This window comes from Nostoc sp., assembly GCF_036917615.1.
Lineage (GTDB): Bacteria > Cyanobacteriota > Cyanobacteriia > Cyanobacteriales > Nostocaceae > Nostoc.
The window spans coordinates 23926-49938 of the sequence record NZ_JBALCZ010000034.1; the positions used below are offsets into that span (position 1 = coordinate 23926).

The 26013-nt window shown below is 43.0% G+C and carries 23 protein-coding genes, 3 tRNA genes and 1 pseudogene; 17 read left to right on the forward strand and 10 right to left on the reverse strand.

Annotation, left to right across the window (positions count from 1 at the left end; genetic code table 11):
• Nucleotides 1-142 precede the first annotated feature (142 nt).
• Nucleotides 143-1888 carry a S8 family peptidase gene (locus tag V7K85_RS12925; protein ID WP_334814069.1) on the reverse strand — a complete coding sequence of 582 codons (1746 nt, stop codon included), beginning with the start codon at nt 1886-1888 and terminating at the stop codon, nt 143-145.
• A gap of 479 nt (nt 1889-2367) precedes the next feature.
• Between V7K85_RS12925 and V7K85_RS12930 the strand changes: the two are divergent.
• Nucleotides 2368-2925: pseudogene (locus V7K85_RS12930) on the forward strand (IS5 family transposase); the annotation flags it as partial.
• A gap of 107 nt (nt 2926-3032) precedes the next feature.
• Here the strand turns inward: V7K85_RS12930 and V7K85_RS12935 are convergent.
• Both V7K85_RS12935 and V7K85_RS12940 read right to left on the reverse strand, forming a co-directional pair.
• Nucleotides 3033-3105 (reverse strand) — tRNA-Arg (locus V7K85_RS12935).
• 184 nt (nt 3106-3289) lie between these two features.
• A complete protein-coding gene (locus V7K85_RS12940) occupies nt 3290-3424 on the reverse strand; it encodes a hypothetical protein (RefSeq protein ID WP_334814070.1) in 135 nt (44 codons plus the stop codon).
• A gap of 38 nt (nt 3425-3462) precedes the next feature.
• Between V7K85_RS12940 and V7K85_RS12945 the strand changes: the two genes are divergently transcribed.
• The 4 genes from V7K85_RS12945 (at nt 3463) to cutA (ending at nt 6475) form a co-directional block, all read left to right on the forward strand.
• Nucleotides 3463-4122, forward strand: a complete 660-nt coding sequence (locus V7K85_RS12945; RefSeq protein ID WP_334814071.1) for an Npun_F0813 family protein — start codon at nt 3463-3465, stop codon at nt 4120-4122.
• A 140-nt stretch (nt 4123-4262) separates the two neighbouring features.
• Nucleotides 4263-5114, forward strand: a complete 852-nt coding sequence (locus tag V7K85_RS12950) for a hypothetical protein (protein WP_334814072.1) — start codon at nt 4263-4265, stop codon at nt 5112-5114.
• A 21-nt stretch (nt 5115-5135) separates the two neighbouring features.
• Nucleotides 5136-6137, forward strand: coding sequence for a transposase (locus tag V7K85_RS12955; RefSeq protein ID WP_334814073.1), 1002 nt, complete (start codon nt 5136-5138; stop codon nt 6135-6137).
• Nucleotides 6138-6142: 5 nt separating this feature from the next.
• On the forward strand, nt 6143-6475 hold the full coding sequence (gene cutA / locus V7K85_RS12960) for a divalent-cation tolerance protein CutA (RefSeq protein WP_334814074.1): 333 nt from the start codon (nt 6143-6145) through the stop codon (nt 6473-6475).
• 56 nt (nt 6476-6531) lie between these two features.
• Here the strand turns inward: cutA and V7K85_RS12965 are convergent, their stop codons facing one another.
• Nucleotides 6532-7473 carry an ADP-ribosylglycohydrolase family protein gene (locus V7K85_RS12965; RefSeq protein WP_334814075.1) on the reverse strand — a complete coding sequence of 314 codons (942 nt, stop codon included), beginning with the start codon at nt 7471-7473 and terminating at the stop codon, nt 6532-6534.
• Nucleotides 7474-7902: 429 nt separating this feature from the next.
• Between V7K85_RS12965 and V7K85_RS12970 the strand changes: the two genes are divergently transcribed.
• The 7 genes from V7K85_RS12970 to V7K85_RS13000 all read left to right on the forward strand — a co-directional run bounded on the left by V7K85_RS12970 (nt 7903) and on the right by V7K85_RS13000 (nt 15090).
• A complete protein-coding gene (locus tag V7K85_RS12970) occupies nt 7903-8031 on the forward strand; it encodes a hypothetical protein (protein WP_334814104.1) in 129 nt (42 codons plus the stop codon).
• Between the two features lie 239 nt (nt 8032-8270).
• A complete protein-coding gene (gene sir / locus V7K85_RS12975) occupies nt 8271-10187 on the forward strand; it encodes a sulfite reductase, ferredoxin dependent (RefSeq protein WP_334814076.1) in 1917 nt (638 codons plus the stop codon).
• A gap of 112 nt (nt 10188-10299) precedes the next feature.
• On the forward strand, nt 10300-10944 hold the full coding sequence (locus V7K85_RS12980; protein WP_334814077.1) for a Uma2 family endonuclease: 645 nt from the start codon (nt 10300-10302) through the stop codon (nt 10942-10944).
• A gap of 13 nt (nt 10945-10957) precedes the next feature.
• Nucleotides 10958-11665: a 16S rRNA (uracil(1498)-N(3))-methyltransferase gene (locus V7K85_RS12985; RefSeq protein ID WP_334814078.1), complete on the forward strand. Its 708-nt coding sequence runs from the start codon at nt 10958-10960 to the stop codon at nt 11663-11665.
• A gap of 68 nt (nt 11666-11733) precedes the next feature.
• Nucleotides 11734-12807 (forward strand): tetratricopeptide repeat protein, encoded by a 1074-nt coding sequence (locus tag V7K85_RS12990; RefSeq protein WP_334814079.1) that lies wholly within the window; start codon nt 11734-11736, stop codon nt 12805-12807.
• A 24-nt stretch (nt 12808-12831) separates the two neighbouring features.
• Complete coding sequence (locus V7K85_RS12995; protein WP_334814080.1) at nt 12832-14328, forward strand: VIT and vWA domain-containing protein; 1497 nt, start codon at nt 12832-12834, stop codon at nt 14326-14328.
• A gap of 90 nt (nt 14329-14418) precedes the next feature.
• A complete protein-coding gene (locus V7K85_RS13000) occupies nt 14419-15090 on the forward strand; it encodes an after-VIT domain-containing protein (RefSeq protein WP_334814081.1) in 672 nt (223 codons plus the stop codon).
• A gap of 115 nt (nt 15091-15205) precedes the next feature.
• Here the strand turns inward: V7K85_RS13000 and V7K85_RS13005 are convergent, their stop codons facing one another.
• Nucleotides 15206-15751 carry a hypothetical protein gene (locus V7K85_RS13005; RefSeq protein WP_334814082.1) on the reverse strand — a complete coding sequence of 182 codons (546 nt, stop codon included), beginning with the start codon at nt 15749-15751 and terminating at the stop codon, nt 15206-15208.
• A gap of 405 nt (nt 15752-16156) precedes the next feature.
• Here V7K85_RS13005 and V7K85_RS13010 point away from each other — a divergent pair, with 405 nt between their 5' ends.
• Nucleotides 16157-16792 (forward strand): esterase/lipase family protein, encoded by a 636-nt coding sequence (locus tag V7K85_RS13010; RefSeq protein WP_334814083.1) that lies wholly within the window; start codon nt 16157-16159, stop codon nt 16790-16792.
• A 108-nt stretch (nt 16793-16900) separates the two neighbouring features.
• Here the strand turns inward: V7K85_RS13010 and V7K85_RS13015 are convergent, their stop codons facing one another.
• Nucleotides 16901-17332 (reverse strand): VOC family protein, encoded by a 432-nt coding sequence (locus V7K85_RS13015; RefSeq protein WP_334814084.1) that lies wholly within the window; start codon nt 17330-17332, stop codon nt 16901-16903.
• 505 nt (nt 17333-17837) lie between these two features.
• Here V7K85_RS13015 and V7K85_RS13020 point away from each other — a divergent pair.
• From V7K85_RS13020 to V7K85_RS13030, 3 genes are all read left to right on the forward strand, one after another.
• Nucleotides 17838-18683 (forward strand): DUF92 domain-containing protein, encoded by an 846-nt coding sequence (locus V7K85_RS13020; protein ID WP_334814085.1) that lies wholly within the window; start codon nt 17838-17840, stop codon nt 18681-18683.
• A 296-nt stretch (nt 18684-18979) separates the two neighbouring features.
• Nucleotides 18980-19762, forward strand: a complete 783-nt coding sequence (locus tag V7K85_RS13025) for a peptidylprolyl isomerase (RefSeq protein ID WP_334814086.1) — start codon at nt 18980-18982, stop codon at nt 19760-19762.
• Nucleotides 19711-22413, forward strand: a complete 2703-nt coding sequence (locus V7K85_RS13030) for a type I secretion system permease/ATPase (RefSeq protein WP_334814087.1) — start codon at nt 19711-19713, stop codon at nt 22411-22413. Before V7K85_RS13025 ends, V7K85_RS13030 begins: the two co-directional genes overlap by 52 nt.
• 337 nt (nt 22414-22750) lie before the next feature.
• Here the strand turns inward: V7K85_RS13030 and V7K85_RS13035 are convergent, their stop codons facing one another.
• From V7K85_RS13035 to nadA, 4 genes are all read right to left on the reverse strand, one after another.
• Entirely contained in the window at nt 22751-23161 is a 411-nt protein-coding gene (locus V7K85_RS13035) for a pentapeptide repeat-containing protein (RefSeq protein WP_334814088.1), read from the reverse strand.
• Nucleotides 23162-23587: 426 nt separating this feature from the next.
• Nucleotides 23588-23659 (reverse strand) — tRNA-Thr (locus V7K85_RS13040).
• 87 nt (nt 23660-23746) lie between these two features.
• Nucleotides 23747-23832: transfer RNA gene (locus tag V7K85_RS13045), tRNA-Tyr, on the reverse strand.
• Nucleotides 23833-23955: 123 nt separating this feature from the next.
• Entirely contained in the window at nt 23956-24930 is a 975-nt protein-coding gene (gene nadA / locus V7K85_RS13050) for a quinolinate synthase NadA (protein ID WP_334814089.1), read from the reverse strand.
• A gap of 149 nt (nt 24931-25079) precedes the next feature.
• Between nadA and V7K85_RS13055 the strand changes: the two genes are divergently transcribed.
• The gene (locus V7K85_RS13055) at nt 25080-26000 is read left to right on the forward strand and encodes a TIGR04168 family protein (protein WP_334814090.1); all 921 of its coding nucleotides are present in this window, start codon (nt 25080-25082) and stop codon (nt 25998-26000) included.
• Nucleotides 26001-26013: the final 13 nt, after the last annotated feature.

The following is a 26013-nucleotide window of genomic DNA, read 5'->3' on the forward strand; positions in this document are numbered from 1 at the left end:
CAGGTTATTCCTTACAAGCCCCATCCTCAGCCGTTAGGCAGGATGGGGTTATTAACAACCATTTCAAAAGCGATGGAACAGCGGTTTTTGCTAAACTGTCGCACTCTACAACCTACACCAAAGAGCGATCGCTATATAATTTTCAAGCGATACCCAAGAATTTTCTATACTGTTCTATTTGTTTTTGCATTCCCTCTAGTAATTTGCCAAAATCAGGATTATTCTCATCCTCATTGCTATCCACATTGATGCTGCTCAGAATCTTCTCAGAGTTTTGGAATTGTGACGATAATTCTGGATTGGCTAATCCGTTATTAGCTTCGGCTGGTGTCAGATATTTTGTCGTTTCTGCCGCAGCTACACCCGTCGTAGACATCGCCTGACCGTTCACAGAACTAAAATCGGAATTATTCCAAGTAGCAAGGGTTTCCGGTGTCAAATATTTTGTTGTTTCTGCCGCAGCTATGCTCGTCGTAGACATCGCCTGACCTGTTAAAGAACCGACATGAGAACTATTAAAACTAGAAATTGTCTGTGATGTCAGATAATTTGCTGTTTGTGTCTTGATGCCTAGCAGGTTGTCGTCAGACATCGCCTGCGTTGCCAGAGAACTGACATTGGAAATATTCCAACTAGAGATTGTAGTTTGTGTATTATTTCCGGCTGTGCTTGCAATCACCTGATTCGCCAGAGAACTGACATTGGAAATATTCAAACTAGAGCTTGTAGTTTGTGTACTATTTCCTGCCGTTTCTGTGACAATCTGACGGACTTGGGCATCAGTCAGGTTGTGGTTAGCACTAAGCATTAGAGCAACTACGCCAGCAACGTGGGGAGCAGCCATAGACGTGCCGCTATAGGTGGCATACTGATTATTCGGAACTGAGGAGTAAACTTTGACTCCTGGGGCTGTGACATAAGCGATCTCCTTCGTTCCAGAGCGGTCAGAGAAGTCGGGCATATTATTATTTCTATCTACTGCCCCAACCGCAATTCCCGACTTGTATGCATAGCGAGCGGGATACCCTGGTGATGAGTCACCATCATTACCTGCTGCCATGACGACAATCACTCCTTTGCTGCTGGCATAGTCAATGGCTGACTCTAAAGTAGTATTGGTAGATGGACCTCCTAAACTGAGGTTAATCACATTAGCTCCATTATCCACGGCGTAGCGAATACCTTTAGATATGGAATTATAAGAACCGGAGCCAGACTCATCCAAAACTTTGACGGGCATAATCTTGGCATCATAAGCAATACCAGTAACACCGTAGTTATTATTTTCTCCTGCGATCGTGCCGGAAACATGAGTACCATGACCGTTGTCATCTAAGACATTATTATTATTGTCAACAAAGTTCCAGCCGTGGATATCATCAGCATAGCCATTGCCATCATCATCTTTACCATTGCCAGCAATTTCCTTGGGATTCGTCCAGATATTATCCTTTAAATCTTCGTGGTTGTAGTCAACTCCAGTATCTACAACAGCGACAACAACGCCTTTACCTGTGTATCCTTTTGCCCAGACTTCCGGTGCTTTAACCAGGTCTGCTCCCCAATTATTGCCACCAAGATCAGGAACATCAGCAAAGGTATTTTGATGAGTAGCTCTAGCCACTGCTGCTGCTGCATTAATCAAGCCATAGCCATTGGTCGAGTTATAATTCTCAGTCCTAAAAACATTAGCAGTAGCGTTACTGCTATTTTTGGAGTTACCGCTATTTTGCAACTGCACATCAGCATCGGCTGAGTTGTAGCTACTACGTCCGATGAAGTTGAGGCTGTAGTCATCCTTCCTATTAAAGCTATCTAATGAGGAGGTTGAAGTGACATTTAGCCGTTTATCTGACAGCACGTTGTTATTAACATCATCACGGAGCATAAGTATTTTTTTCTCAAAAATCTCAATCGTTTTTTGACAGTTTGAAGCGTTAAAACCTTTAAAAAAAGGTTTTAATCTGTGAATAAACTCTATTCTCAATAATTACTATGAAATTTAATAAAAAATTGCTAATTTTACTACCAAAAAACATTCTAAAAATAGTGCTTTTTCTTAAGAGTTAATTTTAAATTATTACTAGTTAACTAATCGAAATTGGTGCCATATAAAAATTGCATTATATTTATAAAATTAGAGTTTGCAGAGATTTTTAATGCACTACCGTTAAGTGTGTCATGCCAGTAGAGTGCGTTAACGGAGTGTAACGCATCTATTTTTATACCTTAAAAAGAATTGTTCCTAGTTCCCTTTCCAGTGATGCAAGACTAAGAGGCTATTTATAAAGTAAATCTAAAGAAGAGGAAACGAGCTTAAACAAGAAGGATAAGATACTTCTGAATGAGTATATCTACTGAATCAGTATGTCTCGCAAGCCTTATCCGACAGACCTGTGCGATGCTGAATGGGAAATTCTAGCTCCTTTAATACCAGCAGCTAAATTTGGTGGGCATCCGCGTACTACTGATGTGCGAGAAATATGTCACGCCATTTACTACCACTTGAAAACAGGATGTCAATTGGATATGCTGCCAGGGGATTTTCCGCCTAGTTCAACTGTTTACAGCTACTAACGTAAGTGGCAAAAACGTGGCATCTGGGAGCAAATGAATCATACTTTACGCGATCAAGTTCGTCAAAAAATGGGGAAGTTAACCCAATCCACTGCGTTAGCGAAGCTCACCGTAAGCATCGCAGCAGACAGCCAGTCGGTAAAAACGATCTGAGAAAAGGGAACCAGTGCGTTGGGCGGCTTTGCCGACTTGAAGCAACTGGCGTGGCATGTGTACGGCTTTGATGGAGGTAAAAAGATAAAAGAGAGAAAGCGGCAGACTTTGGTTGATAGCCTGGGACTGTTGTTGACAATGGTTGTAAGTGAAGCAAATGCCCCGGAAAGAGTACTTGCTGCTTACGCTTTTGTAGTAGCAATATCGCCTTTGTTCTTAGTATGATGCAGCAATAACGAACCCTCAATCGCGGAAATCATCATATCACTTCACGGTACTTGAGGGTTCATATTGAGTTTAAACGAGCGCGGCAGGGTTCGAACCTGCGACCGATTGCTTAGAAGGCAATTGCTCTATCCACTGAGCTACGCGCCCAAAACAAAATAATGGCTCCCGAAGGAGTCACCTACACTATTATATCGTTCTCACCTACCAAGAAGCAATCGAAAATTGCAGATTTACCACTAGCAAGGCTAAGATGCTAGTCGCTAGTTAGTCAATCTACACTAAAAACGAAACAGATGGGGTATTGGTTCAAATATATTGTGTTTTCAAGAGGTTATTTGCCCGTTAGCGCCAACGCCCTCTGGGGGGCTACCTTCGGGAAGAATCTGGCGATCGCTAGGCTCATTCCCACAGTATGGTAGGTAATTTCAGCCTTGGTGATGCTGCCAAATGCCATTATATATTCCATATTAAGAGTGCCCCTGTGAGGAGTTATTTGCTAGTGCCATGTTTATTCTCAAACGGCAGGATGTTGAAATATCAAGCATTCAGCACCCAAAACGGGATCAGCAGGTGCCGATCCTCAGTTATCAAGGACAAACTTTTCGCTTGATTAGTGTCTTCAAAGCTAGTCAAGAGGAAGAAGCTAGAGCCTTATGGAGAGAATTAACGGATAACCGGGGTAAAGCCTGTGTTTTACTGGAGGAACCGGAACGCTTTAGCGTCTGGGGTAAAATTCGTTTAGAGCAGCTGGATAATGACACAGGTAGTCATGGCAAAACGGGGATTTTCATCCAAGCCAGTATTTTGCTGTTACAAGGTGTTTATATCGATATTGAAGAGTTTTTAGGTGCTCGGCAAGCTGCATTATTTGAAAAAGATATTGCAGAAGTATTACAACAGAAACAATTTCCCCAAGCATCTTCCCTAGAAGCAGTTAAATATTTGGTATCTACTAATCCTTTGCCGACAGCCAAAATGCCTGATTGGCAAGAAAACCATGTAGTTATCCTCTTGCAAGAACTGCATCGACTAGGAAAGGCGTATTTTGGCAACGCTAATTTTACCAAACAAGTGATTTATAAGCTAGAAGACATGCCAGAAGCCGAGCGATCGCTGTTTATCAGTTGGCTAAATCAATCGCCACTGGGTAAACTATGGCAGTAGCATGGAAATTTTTAATAAAAGTTCCTGCCGTTGGCACTTGCTTTTGGTGTCCGATTGTGTGTTACATGACAGACAAACTGCTAGGCACACAGTCCTTTAACTCAAAATACTGCCAGAGTGCATCTACATAGTCAAGTTCTATGAATAACTTTTACAACAATTCGTTCCTTTCTAAATCCATTTTCACCACTCAGAACATTGTTTTAGCTAATATTGGCTGGGCCGTACTAGCACTGCTATACTTTTTGTTATTTAGTGCCAAAGTTCCCGGAACAGATGGCATAGAAAGCCGGGCCGAGTGGTATGTGATTGGCACAAATATTTTTGAAGCTTTAGCTTATTTGGGTGCGAGTATCTTATGCTTGAGGAACTGGTTGAGTCCGCAAATCGTCAGTGGACGGAATGTTTGGCTCTTAATTGGCTTAGGTATGCTTTCCTATTTCGTTGGGGGGATAATTTTTGGCTATACCGAAATAGTTTTAAAAGATGAACCGGATGTGTCTTCAGGCGATATATTTTTTGTACTCACTTATCTATTACTTGGCGCAGGCATGATTTTAGCTGTGGCTTCCAGACGAATCAATCTGGAAAAATGGCAGTGGCTAATTGTGTTAGCAATCGCAGTGTTCGGTAGTTTGTTGGCATGGTGGATTTCTATGCAACAGGAAAAACCCTCAGAACTGCTAGTTGCTATCTTGAACTGGTTTTACGTAGTTAGCGATGTGGTTTTGTTAATTATTGCTACCATTTTGCTGTTAGCCTTTTGGGGCGGAAGAGTTGCCCAGTCTTGGCGAATGATTGCAGCGGCGGCCTTTTCGCTCTACATTGCAGATATGTGGTTTAAATACGCCCAAGGCCCCAATTATCAAAGTGGGGAGATATTAGAAGTGTTTTGGGTGTTTAGTGGAGTGTTATTTGGCATGGGCGCTGTCTTAGAATATGACGCATCACTAAGACGAACCCGGCGTACCAGCGGACGAAAACGAGCTTAGTAAAGATTTTTGGTATCTACCGTGAGAAAATTAACAGATTCTGACAAGCAAGAAATTCTTAAGTTATATCGAGAGACTGCCGAAACAACCTCAACTTTGGCAGACCGCTATGGTGTGAGTAACTCGACAATTAGTCGCCTGCTCAAAAGCACTTTGCCAGAAGATGAGTATGAATACTTGGTCTCTTTAAAGCGGGCTGCAAGAACTCCTGAAGGAAGGGCGCAGGTAAGCTACGAGCAGTTACCCCTGCTGAGTCAACCAGAGCCTGAGATAGAAGTTCCACCCATCGAGAGCCAACCCTTGGAGATGCCAAAGGTTGAGCCACTGCCACGTCGGATAATTCATGTAGAGCAAGAACTTTACTCAGAGGAAACGGCGGAGTCAATCGCTGCTAGTAGACGGGTGCGGCGACGCCCCTCCGCGTCGGAAAAACCGAAGCTCCGAGTCGCAGAAAAATTAGAAACTCCAGAGCAAAAGCCGCCGGAAATTGTCAGCATCCCCATCCCACCGCTCAAGAATGAACATCCAGGAGCGGCTGTCATCGCGCAGATGCTGGGCGATGATTTGCTAGACGAATCGGAGGATTTGGACGATTTAGAAGATGATGATTTAGAAGATGACGACTTTGAGGAAGAAGACTTTGATGATGATGACCTGGATGACCAAAGACCTTTAGTCACAAAACGAAGACCAGGTGAAGCATCAGTTCAAGTTTTACCTTTATCGATAGCCAATTTGCCCAAAACTTGCTATTTGGTGATTGACCGTTCCTCGGAATTAATTACCCGACCTCTCAAGGACTTTGGTGACTTGGGGCAAATTCCCAGCCTGGAAACTCAGCAAAGAACTTTGCCGGTGTTTGATAACCATCGTGTCGCCAAGCGCTTTTCTACGAAGCGCGATCGCGTGATTAAAGTTCCCGATAGTAAAATGCTCCATAAGGCTCGTACTCATCTGCAAGCTAAGGGCATCACGCGACTGTTGATTGATGGTCAGGTCTATTCCTTATCTACGACGGTTTAGAGGTTATGGAGACACCTGCTGACTATGGTGTGGTATTGGTGACAGCTGGCAACATGCAGGAGGCAGAAGCAATTGCAAATGCCCTTGTGGAAGCTAAACTCGCTGCTTGTGTAAGTCTGTTACCAATCCACTCAATTTACACCTGGCAAGGGGAACTGCATAAAGAGCAAGAATGGCAATTACTGATTAAAACTGATTTGGCGCAATTTCCGGCAATGGAGGCCAAAATTAAGGAACTGCACTCCTATGAAGTGTCAGAAATTATTGCTTTACCAATTGTTGCCAGTTCTCAAGCCTACTTGCAGTGGATTTCTCAGCAAGTTAAAAGTAAAGAGTGAGGAGTCAGGAGTTATGAAAATCTTAACTCCTGACTCCTCACTCTCAACTACTAACTCTAAGCGTAAACAGCCCTTGCAAAACGCTCTGCCAAGTAAATAATGTCTTGTCTACGAGCAATTTGGTTCATCCATTTTTGAGGAATATTTTCCACTCCGTAGTAAATTCCTGCTAACCCACCGGTGACGGCGGCCGTAGTATCGGCATCTCCGCCTAAGTTAACAGCTTTCAGTACCGCCTCAGAATAAGACGAGCTATTTAATAAACACCACAGGGATGACTCTAAGGTATCAATCACATAGCCACCAGAATTAATCTCTTCTACTGGTAACTTGGCAATCTCACCATTCAAAACTCTGCTAAAATGCGGCTTCTCTAACAAAAATTCTCGGGCAGAATAAATTGTTTGGATATCTTGTAATCCTTGTAAATAAGCTGTTTGGAGGTCAGCCCCTTCCAAGAGCGCCACTGCAATACTAATATAAATGCCACAGGCCATTTGCGATCGCGCATGAGCATGGGTAATCGCCGAAACATCATGCACCCGCGCCAGCAATTCCCCTAAAGTTAAGTTTCTGTGACAATAAGCCATCGGCAAGATTCTCATTAAAGAACCATTGCCATTACTATTTTCAACTTTGCCACCCGCCTGATGGGGAATAACTCCCTGTTTCAGGCGCATAATTGCTGTATGGGTCGTTTGACCAATATCAAAGACATCGCCACGAGGAGTCCAGTAAGCCTCTTTGTACCAGCGCCAGAAGGAATTAGCTATAGCATCCAACGAATACCCCCGACAAAGACATTCTGCCAAGCAAAAGCTTAACGAACTGTCATCTGACCAAGTTCCTGATGGTTGATTCCATGTGCCATAACCTAACATCGTTGTCACTGGAGATTTGACTCGTTCAGCACGGCTAGTAAACTCCACTGGCACACCCAACGCATCACCGACACATAAACCCATCAAACCAGACAACGTTTTTGCAGCGGTTAGCATTATTCAATCTCCACAATAATTGCTCAAAATTAACTTTATAGATTCCCTCTATAGCTTGTTGCAACAGATGCTACAGCCTACTTTTTCATCCTATGTGAAAAGCTCGGTAAAAAGTTGTTAATCGGGTATTTTATTTACCATATCCCGACTTATACCAATTCGCTACGAAGATGCACTTAATTTTTATTTGACGAACCGCCAAGTACGCCAAGTACGCCAAAGAAGAAGGAATAATCATTAAGTGCAAGTTTACGGATAATTAGTATTAGTTTGAGTTCCAAATATTGTAAAAGTCTAAAAAGCGTCTGTCTTGAAATAAAGAACTAGGATCAAAAGATATTGAAATGTGATTATAATAGCTTCTTTATTATTTCCAGAGATAGTTACCCTGTAAGCGTTATGCATCAATAAAAACAGTGACAGGTGCAGGTGTTGAATCGGAAGTTGCTAACAATTTCCTCGTCATACACTAACGCCAAGGTAGGGCTTGATGCCTACCCAAATAGCGATGCTTCTGCTGTTAGCATCAATGGTGGTCTTGGCTATCGCTTCAAATAAAAGATTATTGAGTCCTCGGTCACTCTATACTTTACTAAGTACTCAGGACTTAGCACTTCTTCACTCACTACTCCAAAAAGCTGGTTTTGTTAAGTGTTACATCACTGACAAAGCCGGCTTTTGCCGTGGTAAAATTAAAATATTCCTCATTATTCCGGCCGGATTACCGGGGATCAAGTAGCCGAAGGGTGCTGATTCGGCGTCTACTAATGCTTTATTGAGAATACTATACAAGTCTAATGGTTAAATCTGCTCCTTCCCCCATCACTAACCGTAAGCCTTCCAAACTAGAAGGAATCAAGGAAAATAGTAATTTTTTGCGTGAACCTGTAGCAACTGAGATCCTTGAAGATACTACCCATTTTACCGAAAATGCGGTGCAACTTTTGAAGTATCACGGTTCTTACCAGCAGGATAACCGCGACAACCGCCTCAAGGGACAGGAAAAAGATTACCAGTTTATGCTGCGGACAAAAAATCCGGGTGGTTTGGTACCACAGCAGCTGTATCTGGCTTTAGATAAACTAGCTGATGAGTATGGCAACCACACCTTACGAGTAACTACCCGTCAAGGTTTCCAAATGCACGGAATTTTAAAGAAGAATCTCAAGACAGCAATTGCCACAATTGTCAAGAACCTGGGTACGACTTTGGGAGCTTGCGGTGACATCAACCGCAACGTGATGGCACCACCAGCCCCCTTTAAGAATCGCCCAGAGTACCAGTATGCTTGGGAGTATGCCCAGAATATTGCTGACTTGCTCTCAGCCCAAACAGGCGCTTATTACGAAATTTGGTTAGATGGGGAAAAAGCAATTAGTGCTGAAGAGAACCCAGAGGTGAAGGCAGCGCGACAGCGCAATGGGAATGGCACAATTATCCATGACAACGAAGAACCAATTTATGGCACTCACTATATGCCCCGCAAGTTTAAAATTTGCGTGACAGTGCCAGGGGATAATTCGGTTGATTTGTATTCTCAAGACCTGACCTTGGTAGTAATTACCAATAAGAAGAAACAATTAGAAGGATTTAATATCTTTGCTGGTGGTGGCTTAGGTAGAACACACGGTAAAGAAGAAACTTTCGCTAGGCTAGCAGACCAGATTGGCTATGTAGCGAAGGATGACGTTTACGACGTAGTGAAAGCGATTGTTGCTACCCAGAGAGATTATGGCGATCGCACCGATCGTCGTCATGCCAGATTAAAATATCTAATCAATGATTGGGGTGTAGATAAATTCCGTACCCAAGTTGAAGAATATTTCGGCAAACCAGTTGAAGCCTTCAAACCACTGCCAGAGTTTAAATATCACGACTTCCTCGGCTGGAATGAACAAGGTGATGGCAAGCTATTCTTAGGAATTTCCATTGACAATGGTCGAATCAAGGATGAAGGTTCGTTTCAACTGAAAACCGCCTTGCGGGAAATTGTCGAGCAGTTCAACTTGCCCATCCGCCTGACGCCTAACCACAATCTGATTTTTTACGATATCGAACCAGATAGCAAGCAAGCTATTCAAGACATTCTCAGCCGTCAGGGTGTCGGAGACGACCCTAGTAAAATCGAACCTTTAGTACGGTATGCAATGGCTTGTCCGGCTTTGCCCACTTGCGGCTTGGCAGTTACGGAATCAGAACGGGCAATACCGGGGATTTTGGAGCGGATTCGCGCCCTGTTAGATAAAATAGGTTTACAAAATGAACATTTTGTGGTAAGGATGACAGGATGTCCCAACGGCTGCGCTCGTCCCTACTTGGCAGAATTAGGCTTTGTTGGTAGCGCTCCAGAATCTTACCAATTATGGTTAGGGGGTTCGCCAAATCAGACTCGACTGGCGCAACCTTACACAGAAAAGCTGCACCATAATGATTTAGAAAGCTTCCTAGAGCCGATTTTTGTTTACTTTAAGAAATCTCGGAAATCGAAAGAAAGCTTTGGTGATTTTTGCGATCGCCTTGGTTTTGATGCCATCCGCGAATTTACTGCTACCTACGACCCGCAAACAGCCAATAGTGCAAACAAATCGCGCCATCGGGTGAATTTGAAAGAAGAGGTTTATAGCAAGTTGAAGGAAGTAGCAGAAAGCCAAGATAAGCCGATGACTCAGTTGGTTACTGAAGCACTAGAGGCTTACTTCCAGAATCTTTCATAAGCCGAAAAATTGAAGATAATGAAATCAAACAGAGACACAGATAAATCCATCTGTGTCTCTCTGGCGTAAGTCCTAATACAGTTAGGTAAAACATCCACAGAAAAACTGAACTATGGTAACGACAGCAAAATTCGCAGAGACTAGGGATGTGCTGCAAAACATCAGCTGGCAGACATTCAAAGCTATGCTGGCAGATATGGGATCTGAGCGAAATAAAAGGCTAGCTTATGACAACGGAATTGTAGAAATTATGACGCCACAGATGCCACACGAGAACTCAAACCGTCTAATTGAAGGTTTTGTTCTTGTGCTGTGTGAAGAATTTGGTTTAGAAGTTAAAAGCACTGGCTCGTTGACTATGACGCGGGATGATTTGGAGCAAGGAGCCGAGCCGGACAGTAGTTACTATATCCAAAACGAATTCTTAGTCCGCAACAAAGAAAATATTGACCTTAATACAGATCCACCACCAGACATAGTACTGGAAGTAGAATACTCCAGATCCAAGATAGACAAGTTGACCCTTTATGCTTCAATGGGAGTCCCAGAATTCTGGGGGTATAACGGAAATGTGTTGATAATTTACACCCTTAACAGTGGGCAATACTCACAAAGCGATCGCAGTCCAACTTTTGCGCCTGTGCTGGTGACGGAAATTCCTCGATTTATCCAAGAAAGCAAGAAAGTTGGACAAATAGCAGCAACTCGTGCTTTCCGTACCTGGGTTAGACAGCAGATGTCTACAGCAGACCAATAATTTATTAAGAAAAATGTCTCAGCTGCAAAGAATTGCGATCGCACCCTCCCAATTCCAACAAGGGCAAATTTTGCTCACAAAAGAACAACAGCATTATTTAGGGCGTGTGTTGCGCTTGCGTGAAGGCGATCGCTTTATTGCAATGGATGGTAGAGGAAAATGGTGGTTAGCGCAGCTAGCAAGGGAACAAGCACAGGTTTTAGAATCGCTTTTGGTAGAAACAGAATTACCTGTATCGATTACGCTGATGATGGCGTTGCCCAAAGGTAATGGATTTGATGAAGTGGTGCGGTGTTGTACAGAGTTGGGAGTAACTTGTATTGCACCAGTATTGAGCGATCGCACTTTGCTTGATCCGAGTCCTCAAAAGCTTGAACGCTGGCGGCGCATCGCTGCGGAAGCCGCCGAGCAATCAGAGCGCTCCTTCGTACCGACAATTTTAGAACCTGTTACTTTTAACACTGCTGTCACCGCGAATCAGACAAGTCACCGCTACATTTGTGAGGCTCGTGGAGAGTATCCCCATTTAAACAAAGTGCTGAGTAGCATCTCTGGCGAGATTGTCATTGCCACCGGCCCAGAGGGAGGATGGACAACACAAGAAATTCAAAATGCGAAGTCAGCTGGATTCCAACCTGTTTCCCTTGGTCGCCGCATCCTGAGAGCAGTTACAGCCCCGGTAGTAGCATTATCCTTGATTACCGCAAGTTGTGAAGTATAAATGATTTATAGCTCACGCAAAATGACTTTTGCGCGAGACATCACTCCAGCGTGCATTTAAACTAAGTGATGATTGAGCAAGTTGCGATCGCCTTTGAGCATAAAGACTATCAAACAGCTGCCAAATTACTCAAACAGCTGCAAAATGAATCACCAGACAATCCTTGGGTGCAATTTTATCTTGGTCGGTTGTATGAAGTATCTCAAAAGCCTCAGGATGCAGAAAAAATTTATCGGCAACTGCTGCGAGATACAAGGAATACCAAAATAGTGACGCTAGCACGTCAAGGTTTGCGACGGCTACAAGAAATAGAGCTAGAAGAAAGACAAAGAGCCATTTCTCAAGCAACATCTGAACCTAATAACACCGAACTTGGCGTACTAGTCTTAGAGCCTCTTAGGAACGAGATGAAAACAGAAGCATCTCGAAAATTTGCCCAGATTATGCAGCTAGACCCTTACACTGCAAGGCTCTTACTGCCAAGTCGTGGCTGGAGATTGTACCGCACTGGCCAAGTGGGAGAACTAAAATTTTACGGGAAACAGTTACAGCAGGCTGGTATTCCTTGCTTTTGGGCAACAATAGCTCAAATTCAGCAAATTCAAGTTTATCAAGTCAAATATTTCCAAGAATCTACCCCACAAGCTACTGTTGTTTGCCGTAATGACACAAATCAACTCGGTTCTCTCACCTTTGACTGGTCAGAAATCACAGCAAGAGTAGTGGGACTGTTGCCCATTTTTGAGGAAGTCGTAGATCGTGACGTGCGCGGTAAACTGGAACGGAAAACTCAAACACAAGACTATGCCCAGTTTTGTGATTTACACCTACCTGGTAGACGTTGCATTCTCCGATTTGATGACAACGGCTATGAATTTCAGCAAGGTTTAGAAATCATTCCCCAAGCTAGCCAAAATACAATCAGAATTAATTGGAATAGTTTATCGAGTTGGATTGACCAGCAACTACCTCAAGTCAAAATTTGGTCAGATTTCACGTCCTTTGCAGATACAACATTAGATCAAACAGAAATGCTGGGTCATATCAAGTCTTACATTCATTTGTTTCGTAGGGAACAGACTAATTGGGACCCAGCTTTTCATTTATATAGTGGACTGGTGTTTGTTAAAGATGCCAATTAGTTATACAAAAAAACTATTTAACCTATGAATCCAGTAGCCAACCAAAATCAACAGTTAGGGGGTTTGTACGTTCAATCCCCTCAAGGAGAGCAACTAGTTTTTCCGCTCAAGCACACAGAAGTTCTAGCAAAAATTGCAGGTAACTTGTCACGAGTTGAGGTTATACAAAGCTTTGAAAATCCCTTCATACAGCCTTTAGAAGCGGTGTATATCTTTCCGTTACCCGATGAGGCGGCGGTGGATGACATGGAAATCAAAATAGGTAGCCGCATTATCAAAGGTAATATTAAAAAACGTGAAGAAGCGCAACAAATCTACGAAAAGGCCAAACAAGAAGGACGCACCGCCGGACTTCTAGAACAGCAACGAGACAACATCTTTACCCAGTCTCTGGCTAACATCAAACCTGGTGAACAAATTGATGTTACAATTCGTTATACTGAAAGTTTAAAATTTGAGGCGGGAAATTACGAATTTGTTTTCCCGATGGTGGTGGGGCCAAGATATATTCCCGGAACGCCGATAGATGGTAGTGGTGATACAGACCAAGTTCCTGATGCTTCTCGCATTACACCGCCTGTAGTCATAGAAGGAATGCGTAGGCGTAGCCCGTCGCAGACATCGCGTCACGATATTAATGTCACAGTCGAAATTGATGCAGGTTTACCAATTTATCAAGTGCGTTCTCCTTCACATCAATTAAAAATTGAACACTCAGGTCAAATAGTGCGGATTCAATTAGCTGGAGAAGATACAATTCCCAACAAAGATTTAATTCTCCGCTATCAAATTTCTGGTAAGGAAACTCAATCCACGATATTAACTCAAGCCGACGATCGCGGCGGACATTTTGCAATTTATCTGATTCCAGCTTTGGAATATTCTACTGATGAAATTGTCCCCAAAGATGTCGTATTTTTGGTGGATACTTCCGGTTCGCAATCTGGCGATCCGTTATCGAAGTGTCAGGAATTGATGCGGCGATTTATCAATGGGTTGAATCCCAACGATACTTTCACAATTATCGATTTTTCCGCTAGAGTCAGACAGTTATCAAAGAAACCTCTGCCGAATACACCAGAAAATCGTGCCAAAGCGATCGCTTACATTAACGATTTACAAGCTTCTGGCAGTACAGAAATGCTCAGTGGCATTCGTACAGCCATAAATTTCCCTACACCAGCTGGAAGATTACGCAGTGTTGTACTTTTAACTGATGGTTACATCGGTAACGAAAATGAAATTTTGGCAGAGGTACAACAGCACCTCCAACCGGGAAATCGCCTTTACAGTTTTGGTGCTGGTAGTTCAGTTAACCGTTTTTTACTGAATCGCATCGCCGAAATTGGCCGGGGAATATCCAGAATTATTCGTCATGATGAACCCACAGAAGAAGTTGCCGAAAAGTTTTACAGGCAAATCAACAACCCCGTACTCACAAATATTCAAATTTCTTGGCAAGGTGACACAGAATCACCTGTGATTTACCCAACCACAGCGCCTGATTTATTCACCGCATAACCATTAGTTTTATTTGGTCGCAAACAGGATGGAGTTAGCGGGAATCTGCAAATCTCCGGCATTGCTGCGGGCGGTAAGCACTACGAAAAAATGTTTCACCTCATATTTGAGAAAACAGGAAATCTTGCGGTAGCGCAGTTATGGGGACGTGCTTGCATCAAAGATTTGATGAATCAAATGGTGAGTTTTGAAACGAAAGCTGGTGTAGAAGCAGTTACCGAAACAGCCTTAACTTATCAACTGCTTTCTCAGTACACCGCTTTTGTGGCTGTCAGCGATGATCTGGGGGTTGAACCAGGAAGTGAATATGTGTCTATGCAAGTGCCAGTCGAAATAGCTGAAGCAGTTAGTTACCTTGGTGGTGTTCCGGCTGGTGGTTTTGCGCGTCAAGTCTCAACCTTAAAGCCAGCAGCGCCAACCTTCGCAGACGTTCCAGATTTTCTCCGGCAAAAGCGATCGCCAAAATCTTCACTAGCTAAAGAAGTCGAGATATCTTTTAGCTTTGATTCCGAGGACATGGAACAAGATGAAATATCAGACGCAGCCATCAACCATCAGTTAGAAGTAATCAGCGTCACTGGCTTAGATGAAATAGGAATTGCTGACCTAACCCAACACCTTCAACAACTAAACTTGCCTTCCGGTTTCAGTGGTAAAATCGTTTTTGAGTTCACAGTCAACAAAGGTCGGGTAGGACAAATAATTTTGGATGAAAAAGCCTCGACTTTAAAAGATGCAGTTGTAGTGGAGAAAATTAAGTGATCGCTCCTAGTTTGGAGAGTTCCCCCATCTACAACTGATCAACTTGTCTTAATCTTGCGTATTCACACTTAACTCATCAGTACTATAGAGACGCGAAATTTCGCGTCTTTGTGACTTAACCAGGGGTTTTAACCTGACGTGCCATGTCTAAGTAAGCACTCATATTCGCTCCTGGACGACGACGACCATTAGAGCTAGTAGCCGAAGGAGCAAGATATTTTGGCGCAAAGGTTGTTTCAGTTGGCTGCTCTTTAAGTACTTTGGCTGCTGCGGCTTTTTCATTTTTGCCTGGTTCAACTTTAAGACCCTCAGCAGTCTGGACTAGCGTAACATCCGCTGCTTTGGGATTTTTAGCTGATTTTGCCTTAGCCTCATCTGCAGCGGTTTTTGTTCCGTTCAATGAATCTGGCTTGGATAGAGATGGTGCTTCTGATGCAATTGTTGCTGTTGCTTTCTTAGCATTCGATGCAACTGTCTCTGCTACTTTCTTCGCGTTTGATGCTACATCTTTAGCAGCATCTTTAACAGCATCTTTGGCTTCGTCCAATTCTAAGAAGTAGCCGTTGCTTTTCTTCTTCCCTGGTAACAGTCCGGTAATGAAACCTAGAATACTGCTAAGAAAACCCTGAATACCCGAAATTGACTTTTTGATAAAACCCATTACAATTACTCCTGCCTTTTACCTTTTATATTTGAAACTCGACCGTAATCGTTACAAATTACGACAAAATGTTACATTTTATGCTTTGCGCCACCTCATTCTGGTGACAACCCTTATAGGTTTGTGCTTAATCAACATTGTAGTAAAACTAGAGGGCAAATGTTTTCTTGCAAGCACTTGCGACCTGTATACACCGAGAACTAATTATTAAATTTTACTGTAACTAAGAGCAAGATTCTTAAACCAGGCTTCACAAAAATTAACATTTTTTTGTTTAAAAATTACCGATTGCAGAAAAGCAAGCGGTTTACTTTTAACCAGTGGGAGGAGTGTCATAGCCTGTTGGCAGATACCAACGGTACTCAGTTACATTTTCTACAGACTTAATTCAGCTGGATTTTGTAGATGAACACTGAAAATCAGCAGCGCAATCCCGTGTTATTAGTACACGGGATTGACGACACAGAGGCAGTTTTTCATAAAATGAGGGCATACCTAATACAACGAGGTTGGTCTGTATATAGCTTGGATCTGGTTCCTAATAATGGTGATGTAGGTCTTGATCAGTTGGCAAAGCAAGTAGCTGATTATATTACGGTTACTTTTGCATCAGAACAACGCCTAGATTTAGTAGGCTTTAGCATGGGAGGGATTGTCAGCCGTTACTATGTCCAGCGACTGGGAGGAATTAACCGCGTTCAGCGGTTTATTACGATCTCTTCACCCCATCATGGAACCGTGGTTGCTTATGGTTCCCGGCGTCCTGGTTGCCGACAAATGCGCCCCGACAGCATTTTTCTTAAGGATTTAAATTCTGATGCTGTGATATTAGGGCAGCTAAATTTTACGTCTATCTGGACACCTTATGATTTGATGATTGTCCCAGCGAATAGTTCACAAATGTTCGTAGGAAGCGAAGTAATACTACCAGTTGCTTTACATCCTTGGATGCTGACAGACTCTAGGAGTTTAGCAGTAGTAACAACAGCTTTAGCAAAGCGTATTAGGCTGCCTTTCCTTAAGAAAGCATCCAGTCAGTAGCCAGGATGCTTGTTATGGTTGATTTATTCATCTTTAATTACGAATTACGTAGCTTGCTTCTCGCCTTCTCTACGAGACGCTACGCGAATGGCGAGTATTACGAATTTCTTAAGTCCTATCCCCAATTTGTGTATGTTCGTAACTCCCAAAAATTGCCTCTGGGTGACGATAATACTTGAACTCCATGAGGTTATAAAAGGGATCTTCTAAAAAGAAAGTGCGATGCTCAAGAGGAGAACCAACAAAGCGCTTTTTGGTTGATTCGCGAAAAAGTAGCTGTTGTTGTTGTGCCCTTTCTAGTAAGTCTTGCCAGTCACGTTCTTCGGTAAAAATTAGCCCAAAGTGTCTGGGATAGATAGTGTGTTGCGGTGTCAACGGTTCTTTGGTGAAGTGAGCTACTAGTTGATGACCGTAGAGATTGAGAATCAGGGCGTGGCGGTTTTCACGACCAGGAATGCAGCCCAAGCCATCCACGTAATATGCTTTTGCTTGGGCAATGTCAGTTACAGGGAAAGCCAGATGGAATAAAGTTTGGCTCATAGCTTGTGTGGAAAAGACTAGTAGTTGATGCTATCTACAATTTCTGCTGTTAAGTCTTGATTGTGGTCAACTTGAACACAGTTTTAATTGATATTAACTTATATCCTTTATGCTGATGACTAAAATTGGGACTGAGTACCACTTCAACCATCGCACCATCCGGCTATACTAATTTAAATTTGTATGGGCACACGCTTAGGAACGTAGATTTAATAACTTACAACTTTATTAGGGTGTATTGGGTATGTTAGGCACTTGAAGAGTCCACCCAATTGAACAGAAATTTTGCATTTTGTGGAATCAACGTTCTTTAGTCAATGTTGCAGTGTATATCTAAGACAATGTTTCTAGTTTTACACTCAGCTTTCAGGGCTACGCCTACGTAATTGAGTTAATAATACAAACATATTATTTTCACTGGGGAGGTGTCATAAATTAAACACTAAGGATGATAAATTCGTTATTCTGTTGATATTCAGACAAAATTACTCATGATTAATTGCTGATGTCATCCTTAATTGATTCTGTTAATCCCTGGTTGGTGGCGGTAGGATTAAACACAATTCTATTGGGTTTAGCTTGGATTGCTCCGAAAAAGCTACTTACCCCTGCTGGATTATTCCACGCCTGGTTTTTGGCCATCTTAATTTGGGTAACTTTAGGCTGGCAAGGATATGCAGTAGTAATGTTCTATTTTCTGGTTGGTTCTGGCGTTACCCGCATCGGTATGGCGCAGAAGGAGGCAGAAGGAATTGCCGAAAAGCGTTCTGGGGCAAGAGGCCCAGAAAATGTTTGGGGTTCGGCTTTGACTGGGGCGCTATGTGCCTTGGGAGTAGGGATAATAAATTCGGGATTTATTGTACCTAGTTCCCAATTCCTAGTCCCCAATACTTCGGCTTACTTCGACTTCGCTCAGTACCAGTCGCTCAGTACAAGTCCCCAGTCCCTATTATTGTTAGGCTATGTAGCGAGTTTCAGTACCAAGCTGGCTGACACCACTGCTAGTGAAGTCGGTAAAGCATATGGTAAAAGCACCTTTTTGATTACCACACTCCAACCAGTGCCTCGGGGCACAGAAGGAGCGGTAAGCTTGGAGGGAACTTTAGCTGGGATCGTGGCTTCTGTGGCGATCGCATTTGTTGGTTGGGGAGTTGGTTTAATTGATCTATTGGGAGTAGCTTGGTGTGTACTGGCAGCTTTTATTGCCACCAACGTAGAAAGTGTGATTGGGGCAACACTGCAATCTAAGTACACTTGGCTGACCAATGAAGTAGTAAATATTTTTAATACTTTAATCGGGGCGATCGCGGCTGTGCTACTTGCCTGGACATGGACAAGTATCATTAAGTAGACTCGTAAGAATAAACAATTACTCGTTTAGGTGGGGCATTGGGTATTGGTAGAAAATAAGCAATCTGCCTTACTAGTGCGCTACCGCCGAGATTTTCAATCCTGTTTTGTTGTCGCTAGACTGTAAAAGTGATCATGGTAAATTATTTTATTTACTACCTATATAATTTTCCGACAATTTAGATGAAATTAGTTCATGGAATCTTTATCAAATTTATCCATAAACGACCAGATTATTTCTATATGATTTAATTTAAAAGCTCTATAAGTGTTTAACCTTTTGCACATATTTAGTTCATGGAATCTTTATCATTTTTGACAATTAATGACCAAATAATTTCTATTGAGGAAGCAGTAAAGTACCTGCAAGCCTCTGGAAAATTGGGACAGTTCATTGGGGATATTCTCCGCCAACACGTAATTGAGGAAGAAATCCGAACACGAAACGATATTGATATTGGTACAGCAATAACTGAACAGGCAATTATTGACTTTAGGCTGAAAAATCAACTGACTGACCCCCAAAGTTTTCAAGAATGGTTAAAGACCAACAACACAGATTACGCTAATTTTCACACATCGGTTAGTTTTGGTTACAAGTTAGAAAAGCTGAAAGCTGTAGTGACGGAATCAAAACTCCAAGAATATTTTATTGAACGCAAAATTTTTTTGGATCGGTTAGTACTTTCCCGGATTGTTGTTGATAATCGAGAATTGGCAGACGAACTACAAACCCAAATTGAAGAAGGAGGTAGTTTTGAGCAACTAGCTAAAGAATATTCACTTGCAGATGACCGAATTTTGAACGGCATGATGGGAATCATTAGCCGAGGAAGTATGCCGGATATATTACGGGCAGCTATTGATGTGGCGAGTCCTGGACAATTGATAGGACCAATAGAAATCGTTGGCAAAGACTCTCCCCAAGGAGAAGGACCTTATGGTTTGTTTCGAGTAGAACAATTTATGCCAGCGTCCTTAGAAGATACTCAACTAAAGCAAGCACTACAAAATGAGTTATTTGAGAAATGGCTAGCAGAGAAAATTCAAAAACTGACAGTCAAATTACAAGTGAGTTAAATATTCTGGATAATGAATCTTTACGATTAAAAGTGCTAGCTTCTCTGCCTTGGAATCAGCCACCACTATGCTGGCTGACTCCCGAACAACAATCCCGATTGGAAAATGATTCCCAAACTCGTCAGTATCGTCTTGGAGAAAAAATCTGGTCAAGCGATGTCGGTGGTTATCAATTCTTGATTGTGGCTGGAAAAGTTCGCTTGCGAGAAGAAGGAGTTGGCAAACCTTTAGCAGCCTTAGATGTGGGGGATTGGTTTGGCGATTTCCAAAAGCTGTCTGCGGATTTTAAAGCAGTAGCTGCTAGTAAAGAAGTAGTAGTAGTATGTTGGGATACAGCGCTGTGGCTAGAATTTTCTAACCCACAAATTCAGGAGTTTTGGCAAGTGTTACCAGTGGACATGGAAACAGAGAAGGAGACATTTTCCTTCTCTTCCACTCGTTCAGTAGCGCCAGTCTCGGAGGGGACTTCCAGCCCCCACAGCCTCCAACCCCAAAGAGGACTCCCAGCCGCCAATCTAATCATCTCAAATTATCCGTTTGTTGCCAGCTGGAACACCGCTGCTGCCTGTTTAACAATGGTGGCGCAACAGTTAGAAAATTCTGTGCAACTGGAATGGGTGCAGCGCCAACTCAGAGGACAACGCCCAAAACAGGTTGTGGAAGCAGCAGAAAAGTTAGGGTTAATAGCGCGGCGGTTACAAGTGAGTTGGGGTGAGTTGCGACAGCTGTCATTTCCAGCTTTACTGCTGTGGAATTCTGACTCACCCCAGAGTCCATCCTGGGTGGTAGCCTATGGAGTTAAAGGCGATCGCTTAATTATCGCTAACCCTCTAAATCCTGATCGCATTTGTGAAAGCTTGCCGCAGTCCATAGTTGAGGCGTCTTGGGATGGGCAATTGTGGCAAGTAGAACTTATATCTCAGCAAGAAAAATTTAACCTCAGTTGGTTCACTCCAGCAGTTTGGAAGTATAAGGGATTGCTAACAGAAGTATTGTTAGCATCTTTTACCTTGCAGCTTTTGGGGTTAACAACACCGCTAATTACACAAGTCGTCATTGATAAAGTAATGGTGCAGGGGAGTTTACCGACTCTTGATGTAATGGCGATCGCACTTTTGTGCGTAGCCATATTTGAGTCTATACTTGGCATCCTGCGCCTATTCATCTTTACCCATACAGCTCGTCGTCTGGATTTGAGTTTATCGGCACAGCTATTTCGCCATCTGATGCGTCTGCCATTAGCTTATTTTGAATCGCGGCGCGTCGGAGACACAATAGCACGAGTCCAAGAACTCGAACAAATTCGTCAGTTTCTCACAGGTACAGCATTAACTGTAATTCTAGATAGCATCTTTGCTGTGGTGTACCTAGCATTGATGTTTTACTATAACGTCCCACTCACCTTTGTTGCCTTAGCAGTACTACCACTATTTGCAACTTTAACGATAGTTGCAACACCAATTCTGCGTAACTGGCTCAACGAAACTTTTAACCGCAGTGCCGATAGTCAATCGTTTCTAGTGGAGACAATCACAGGAATTCACTCCGTTAAAGCCCATGCAGCAGAACCAGTAGCACGCGATCGCTGGGAAGGTTTGTTTGCTCGCTTCATTCGCACAAGTTTTAAAGCTTCTACTACTTCCAATATCAGCAGCAACCTTGGTGACTTTCTCACCAATTTTTCCACCATGCTGATTCTCTGGTATGGAGCCAAGTTAGTCATCGAACAAAAGCTCACAATCGGGCAGCTTGTTGCTTTTCAAATGTTGTCTGGTAGAGTCACAGGCCCACTTTTGCGCTTAGTACAGTTGTGGCAAAACCTCCAACAAGTGCTACTTTCTGTAGATCGCATTGGTGATATTCTTAACGTCTCCCCAGAAGCTGAACTGGGAACTGGCCTAGTTTTACCACCCCTGAAAGGACAAGTCACCTTCGAGCAAGTCTTTTTCCGCTACCGACCGAACTTTGAAGCAGTTCTGCGGGGAATCTCTTTCAATGCCGAACCAGGGCAATTTGTTGGCATTGTCGGACGCAGCGGTTCTGGTAAAAGTACCCTGTCTAAGATATTGCAACGCCTTTATCAAATTGAATCAGGACGTATCCTTATTGATGGTTTTGATATTAAAAGTGCTGATTTAGCCTCACTGCGGCAACAAGTTAGTGTAGTTCTTCAAGAAGACTTTTTATTCAACGGTTCTATTTTGGAAAATATCACTCTCGGTACTCCTGACATTACCGCAGAGCAAGTAGTAGAGGCGGCAAGACTAGCCGTAGCCCACGACTTCATCAGTCAATTACCCTACGGTTACGAAACCAATGTTGGTGAACGCGGTACCGCTTTATCTGGCGGACAGCGACAACGTATTGCCCTAGCAAGGCTATTTCTTTCCCAAGCGCCGATTTTAGTTTTGGATGAAGCTACCAGCGCTTTGGATAGTGAAACTGAACAGCAGGTACTGCAAAACCTGCAAAAAATTTCCGCTAACCGTACCGTGTTTCTGATTGCTCACCGCTTTGCTCCCCTCAAACGTGCTGATTTGATTTTGGTATTGGAACAAGGTGTGATTGCCGAACGTGGTACTCACTCACAGTTGTTGCAACAAAAGGGTTTGTATTGGTCACTATATCAACGTCAGCAAGCAAATATTTAGTAGATTTAACAGGCATTTTAACTTGTGCCTACTTGATGCTTAGAAAGCGGCTTAAGGATAGTCTTTGGCGAATGGAGTATAACTTCATTCGCCTTTTGAATTTCTAACGGGACTTTTAAATCCCGTTAGGAGAGCGTTAGTAAGCGAACAAAGCTGGGCTACTAGCATAACTAATATTCAATCAATTGAAAACAGAATAAAACAAGAAATTGCAGATTTTAGGCTTCTGTCAAATATCCCAACTTAAATCCTAGATAAATATAGGTTAAAGACTAAGACATATCGCAATTCCTACTTAAATAGCCTACTCTTAGCTGACACAGAAACGGAGTATTTTTCACCCTTCTTCCCTATGGAGTTCAGCACAAATACTACCATTAGGCATAGTAGTATTTTGGTATAAACACCCATGAGCGTGACCAAAGGAACCAATAGTTCCTCGCAGGTTGGCATTTTCAAAGTTTGTTCCTACAACGCAAGATTCAGCAACGTTGGCATCCTCCAAATTCGCACCAATGAACTTAGCTAGTCCCAATTCAGAATAGCTGAGATTAGCCCCAGTCAAATTAGCTCTACTCAAATTAGCGAACAACAGATTAGCTCTACTCAAGTTGATTCTACTCAAGTTGGCATCACTCAAATTCGCTCTACTCAATTCAGCACCACTCAAATCGGCTTCCCTTAAATCAACCCCACTAAAGTCTCTCTCCCCAGAAGTATATCGCTCCAACAACTCTTTAGCTTTCATAACTCAATTTTCGCATTAACTAACATATGAAAACTTTTTTATATACAATTCAGATAGGTAGAAAATGGGAGTAGATTTATCGCTTCTCACAGATTACATGACGATTCAGATAACTTTTCGGTAATTCAGAAATCACAGATTGATAATGAAATTCGTAATGAGATCCAAGGACTTGAGAGGAGAGAGTGAAAAAAGGGCGTTGTTGAATACTAAGATAAATGTCTCTGTGACTTGTACTGAGCCTAAAAAATCATTGCCAAATCATAGCCAAAAAAACAAGCTGGATATCCAAAAGTCTGACCTGATAGTCAAAATCATAGTCAGAATAGTCACAAATGCAAGTAAGAGACTTAGCTTTTCAATATCTGAATTCCTTCAGAAGTCTGAAACCCTTGGTTTTCAGTTGATTATTTTATCAATTTAAAAAGCCCGTGACGAGGATTGAACTCGTGACCTCACCCTTACCAAGGGTGTGCTCTACCACTGAGCCACACGGGCAAAATGTAATTTCGATTTTTCAGTTGTAAGTTACAATGCTGGGAGCTTTGCTCTTTACCCAGACATTATAACTTATAACTTCGTAAGTGGTGGGCCGGGCTGGATTTGAACCAGCGTAGGCGCTAGCCAACGGATTTACAGTCCGTCTCCATTAACCACTCGGACACCGACCCAATTTGTCTCACGATTTAAAATCATAGCACCATCTCTTATAAATTGCAAGTGGTTAGAAAAAATAACTTGTGGATAGAGACGCGATAAAACCACGTCTCTACAAATTGGATAAAAAATACTAGTTATACGCTCATCTCTAGCATTCGTTGCATTGGTCGCAGTGCAGCAAGCCGAATATCCTCTGACATGGTAATTTCGGGAGTGCGATTTTTCATTGCCCAGTAGAGCTTTTCTAGGGTGTTTAACCGCATAAAGGGACATTCGTTACAAGCGCAATTATTCATCGGCGGTGCAGGGATGAAGTGCTTGTCAGGAGCTAGTTTTTGCATTTGGTGAATGATTCCAGGCTCCGTAGCAACGATAAATTCCTTGGTAGGGCTGCTTTGACAATACTTGAGTAAGGCGGCTGTGGAGCCAATAAAGCTGGCATGGCGCAATACACTACTTTCACATTCTGGGTGGGCGATCGCCTCTGCTTCTGGGTGGGCAATTTTTAACTGAACAATTTTCTTTTCCGAAAAGGTTTCATGGACAACACAGCTACCTTGCCATAGCACTAAATCTCGTCTGGTCTGTTCCATGACATACCGCCCCAAATTCCGATCTGGAGCAAAAATAATCGGCTGTTCCTTAGGTATCTGCTGGACAATCTTGACAGCGTTGGAACTAGTACAAATAATATCGCTCATCGCCTTAATATCAGCAGAGCAGTTGATGTAAGACACCACCAGATGATCTGGATGCGCTGCTTTAAAAGCTGCAAACTCCTCTGGTGGACAACTGTCTGCTAAGGAACAACCAGCATTCAAATCTGGTAAAAGTACTAATTTATCGGGATTAAGTATCTTTGCTGTTTCTGCCATGAAGTGAACACCAGCAAAGACGATCACATCCGCATTGGTTTTTTCTGCTGCTTTCGCCAGTTGTAATGAATCCCCAATAAAGTCTGCAATATCCTGAATATCTGGCTCTTGATAATAATGTGCCAGGATAACTGCATTGAGTTCTTTTTTGAGACTCTCAATAGCGGTAAACAATAAGAGTGGTAGTTCACCCGGTTGGGTTTTTTCTCGTTGAGCTAGTGCAGTAGTAAACACAGTTAGGGGGTGCTCTAAGTTGCAAATTTATGTCCTGTGGAATCAATTATAGTAGTTTTTACCAAAAATAGTGGACGGTTGATATTTTCGGGTTGTGTCCAAATCGGGCTGAGTTTCCTATCCTGGAGATAGACGGCAAGGAAAGTGGCATGACCAGTCAGAAAACTCAATTGATAACCCTCAAAATTGCTGTAGTTGGAGATGTTCACGACCAATGGGAAGTGGAAGATGGTATTGCACTCAAGCATCTGGGTGTTGACTTAGTGCTGTTTGTGGGGGATTTTGGCAACGAGTCGGTGGAAGTGGTCAGAGCGATCGCCTCTCTCGATATTCCCAAAGCAGCCGTGATGGGCAACCACGATGCCTGGTACACCGCTACCGAATGGGGACGTAAGAAGGCTCCTTATGACCGCTCTAAGGAAGACTGGGTACAGGAACAGCTCGATTTATTAGGCGCGTCCCATGTCGGTTACGGTAAGCTAGATTTTCCCGCTTGGAATTTAACTGTAGTGGGGGGTCGTCCCTTTACCTGGGGTGGCCCAGAGTGGAAATTCGCGGAAATCTGTAAAGAACGTTACGGTGTGAGGAGTCTGGAAGAATCTGCCGATCGCATCGTTAAAGCGGTGAAAAGCGCCGCTTACGAGACGATTATATTTTTGGGTCACAACGGCCCTAGTGGGTTAGGCGATCGCCCTGAAGACCCCTGCGGCAAAGACTGGCATCCAATTGGGGGCGATTTTGGTGATCCAGATTTTGGCGAGGCGATTTCTCAAGCCATGACTGCTGGTAAAACCATTCCCCTGGTGACATTTGGTCACATGCACCGAGATTTACGCCATACCAAGAAGGTGCAGCGCAAGCCCATCTTTAGGAGTCCAGAGGGGACAATTTACTTGAATGCAGCCACTGTGCCGAGGATTGTGGAAAATGGCAGCGAAAAGTTGCGTAATTTTTCCATTGTCACCCTAGAAGCAGGTATGGTTTCACAAGTTTCCTTGGTTTGGGTGGGCAATGACTTCCAGGTGGCTTCAGAGGAAATTTTGTACGAGCGATCGCGTAGTGTGTCGTAGACATTCGCATCCA

What these genes read in the sequence shown, in the direction of transcription:
- V7K85_RS12925 (WP_334814069.1), bottom strand. Translation starts at nt 1,888, where the DNA reads ATGCTCCGTGATGATGTTAATAACAACGTGCTGTCAGATAAACGGCTA.
- V7K85_RS12940 (WP_334814070.1), bottom strand. Translation starts at nt 3,424, where the DNA reads ATGGAATATATAATGGCATTTGGCAGCATCACCAAGGCTGAAATTACC.
- V7K85_RS12945 (WP_334814071.1), top strand. Translation starts at nt 3,463, where the DNA reads ATGTTTATTCTCAAACGGCAGGATGTTGAAATATCAAGCATTCAGCAC.
- V7K85_RS12950 (WP_334814072.1), top strand. Translation starts at nt 4,263, where the DNA reads ATGAATAACTTTTACAACAATTCGTTCCTTTCTAAATCCATTTTCACC.
- cutA (WP_334814074.1), top strand. Translation starts at nt 6,143, where the DNA reads ATGGAGACACCTGCTGACTATGGTGTGGTATTGGTGACAGCTGGCAAC.
- V7K85_RS12965 (WP_334814075.1), bottom strand. Translation starts at nt 7,473, where the DNA reads ATGCTAACCGCTGCAAAAACGTTGTCTGGTTTGATGGGTTTATGTGTC.
- sir (WP_334814076.1), top strand. Translation starts at nt 8,271, where the DNA reads ATGGTTAAATCTGCTCCTTCCCCCATCACTAACCGTAAGCCTTCCAAA.
- V7K85_RS12980 (WP_334814077.1), top strand. Translation starts at nt 10,300, where the DNA reads ATGGTAACGACAGCAAAATTCGCAGAGACTAGGGATGTGCTGCAAAAC.
- V7K85_RS12985 (WP_334814078.1), top strand. Translation starts at nt 10,958, where the DNA reads ATGTCTCAGCTGCAAAGAATTGCGATCGCACCCTCCCAATTCCAACAA.
- V7K85_RS12990 (WP_334814079.1), top strand. Translation starts at nt 11,734, where the DNA reads ATGATTGAGCAAGTTGCGATCGCCTTTGAGCATAAAGACTATCAAACA.
- V7K85_RS12995 (WP_334814080.1), top strand. Translation starts at nt 12,832, where the DNA reads ATGAATCCAGTAGCCAACCAAAATCAACAGTTAGGGGGTTTGTACGTT.
- V7K85_RS13000 (WP_334814081.1), top strand. Translation starts at nt 14,419, where the DNA reads ATGTTTCACCTCATATTTGAGAAAACAGGAAATCTTGCGGTAGCGCAG.
- V7K85_RS13005 (WP_334814082.1), bottom strand. Translation starts at nt 15,751, where the DNA reads ATGGGTTTTATCAAAAAGTCAATTTCGGGTATTCAGGGTTTTCTTAGC.
- V7K85_RS13010 (WP_334814083.1), top strand. Translation starts at nt 16,157, where the DNA reads ATGAACACTGAAAATCAGCAGCGCAATCCCGTGTTATTAGTACACGGG.
- V7K85_RS13015 (WP_334814084.1), bottom strand. Translation starts at nt 17,332, where the DNA reads ATGAGCCAAACTTTATTCCATCTGGCTTTCCCTGTAACTGACATTGCC.
- V7K85_RS13020 (WP_334814085.1), top strand. Translation starts at nt 17,838, where the DNA reads ATGTCATCCTTAATTGATTCTGTTAATCCCTGGTTGGTGGCGGTAGGA.
- V7K85_RS13025 (WP_334814086.1), top strand. Translation starts at nt 18,980, where the DNA reads ATGGAATCTTTATCATTTTTGACAATTAATGACCAAATAATTTCTATT.
- V7K85_RS13030 (WP_334814087.1), top strand. Translation starts at nt 19,711, where the DNA reads ATGGCTAGCAGAGAAAATTCAAAAACTGACAGTCAAATTACAAGTGAG.
- V7K85_RS13035 (WP_334814088.1), bottom strand. Translation starts at nt 23,161, where the DNA reads ATGAAAGCTAAAGAGTTGTTGGAGCGATATACTTCTGGGGAGAGAGAC.
- V7K85_RS13055 (WP_334814090.1), top strand. Translation starts at nt 25,080, where the DNA reads ATGACCAGTCAGAAAACTCAATTGATAACCCTCAAAATTGCTGTAGTT.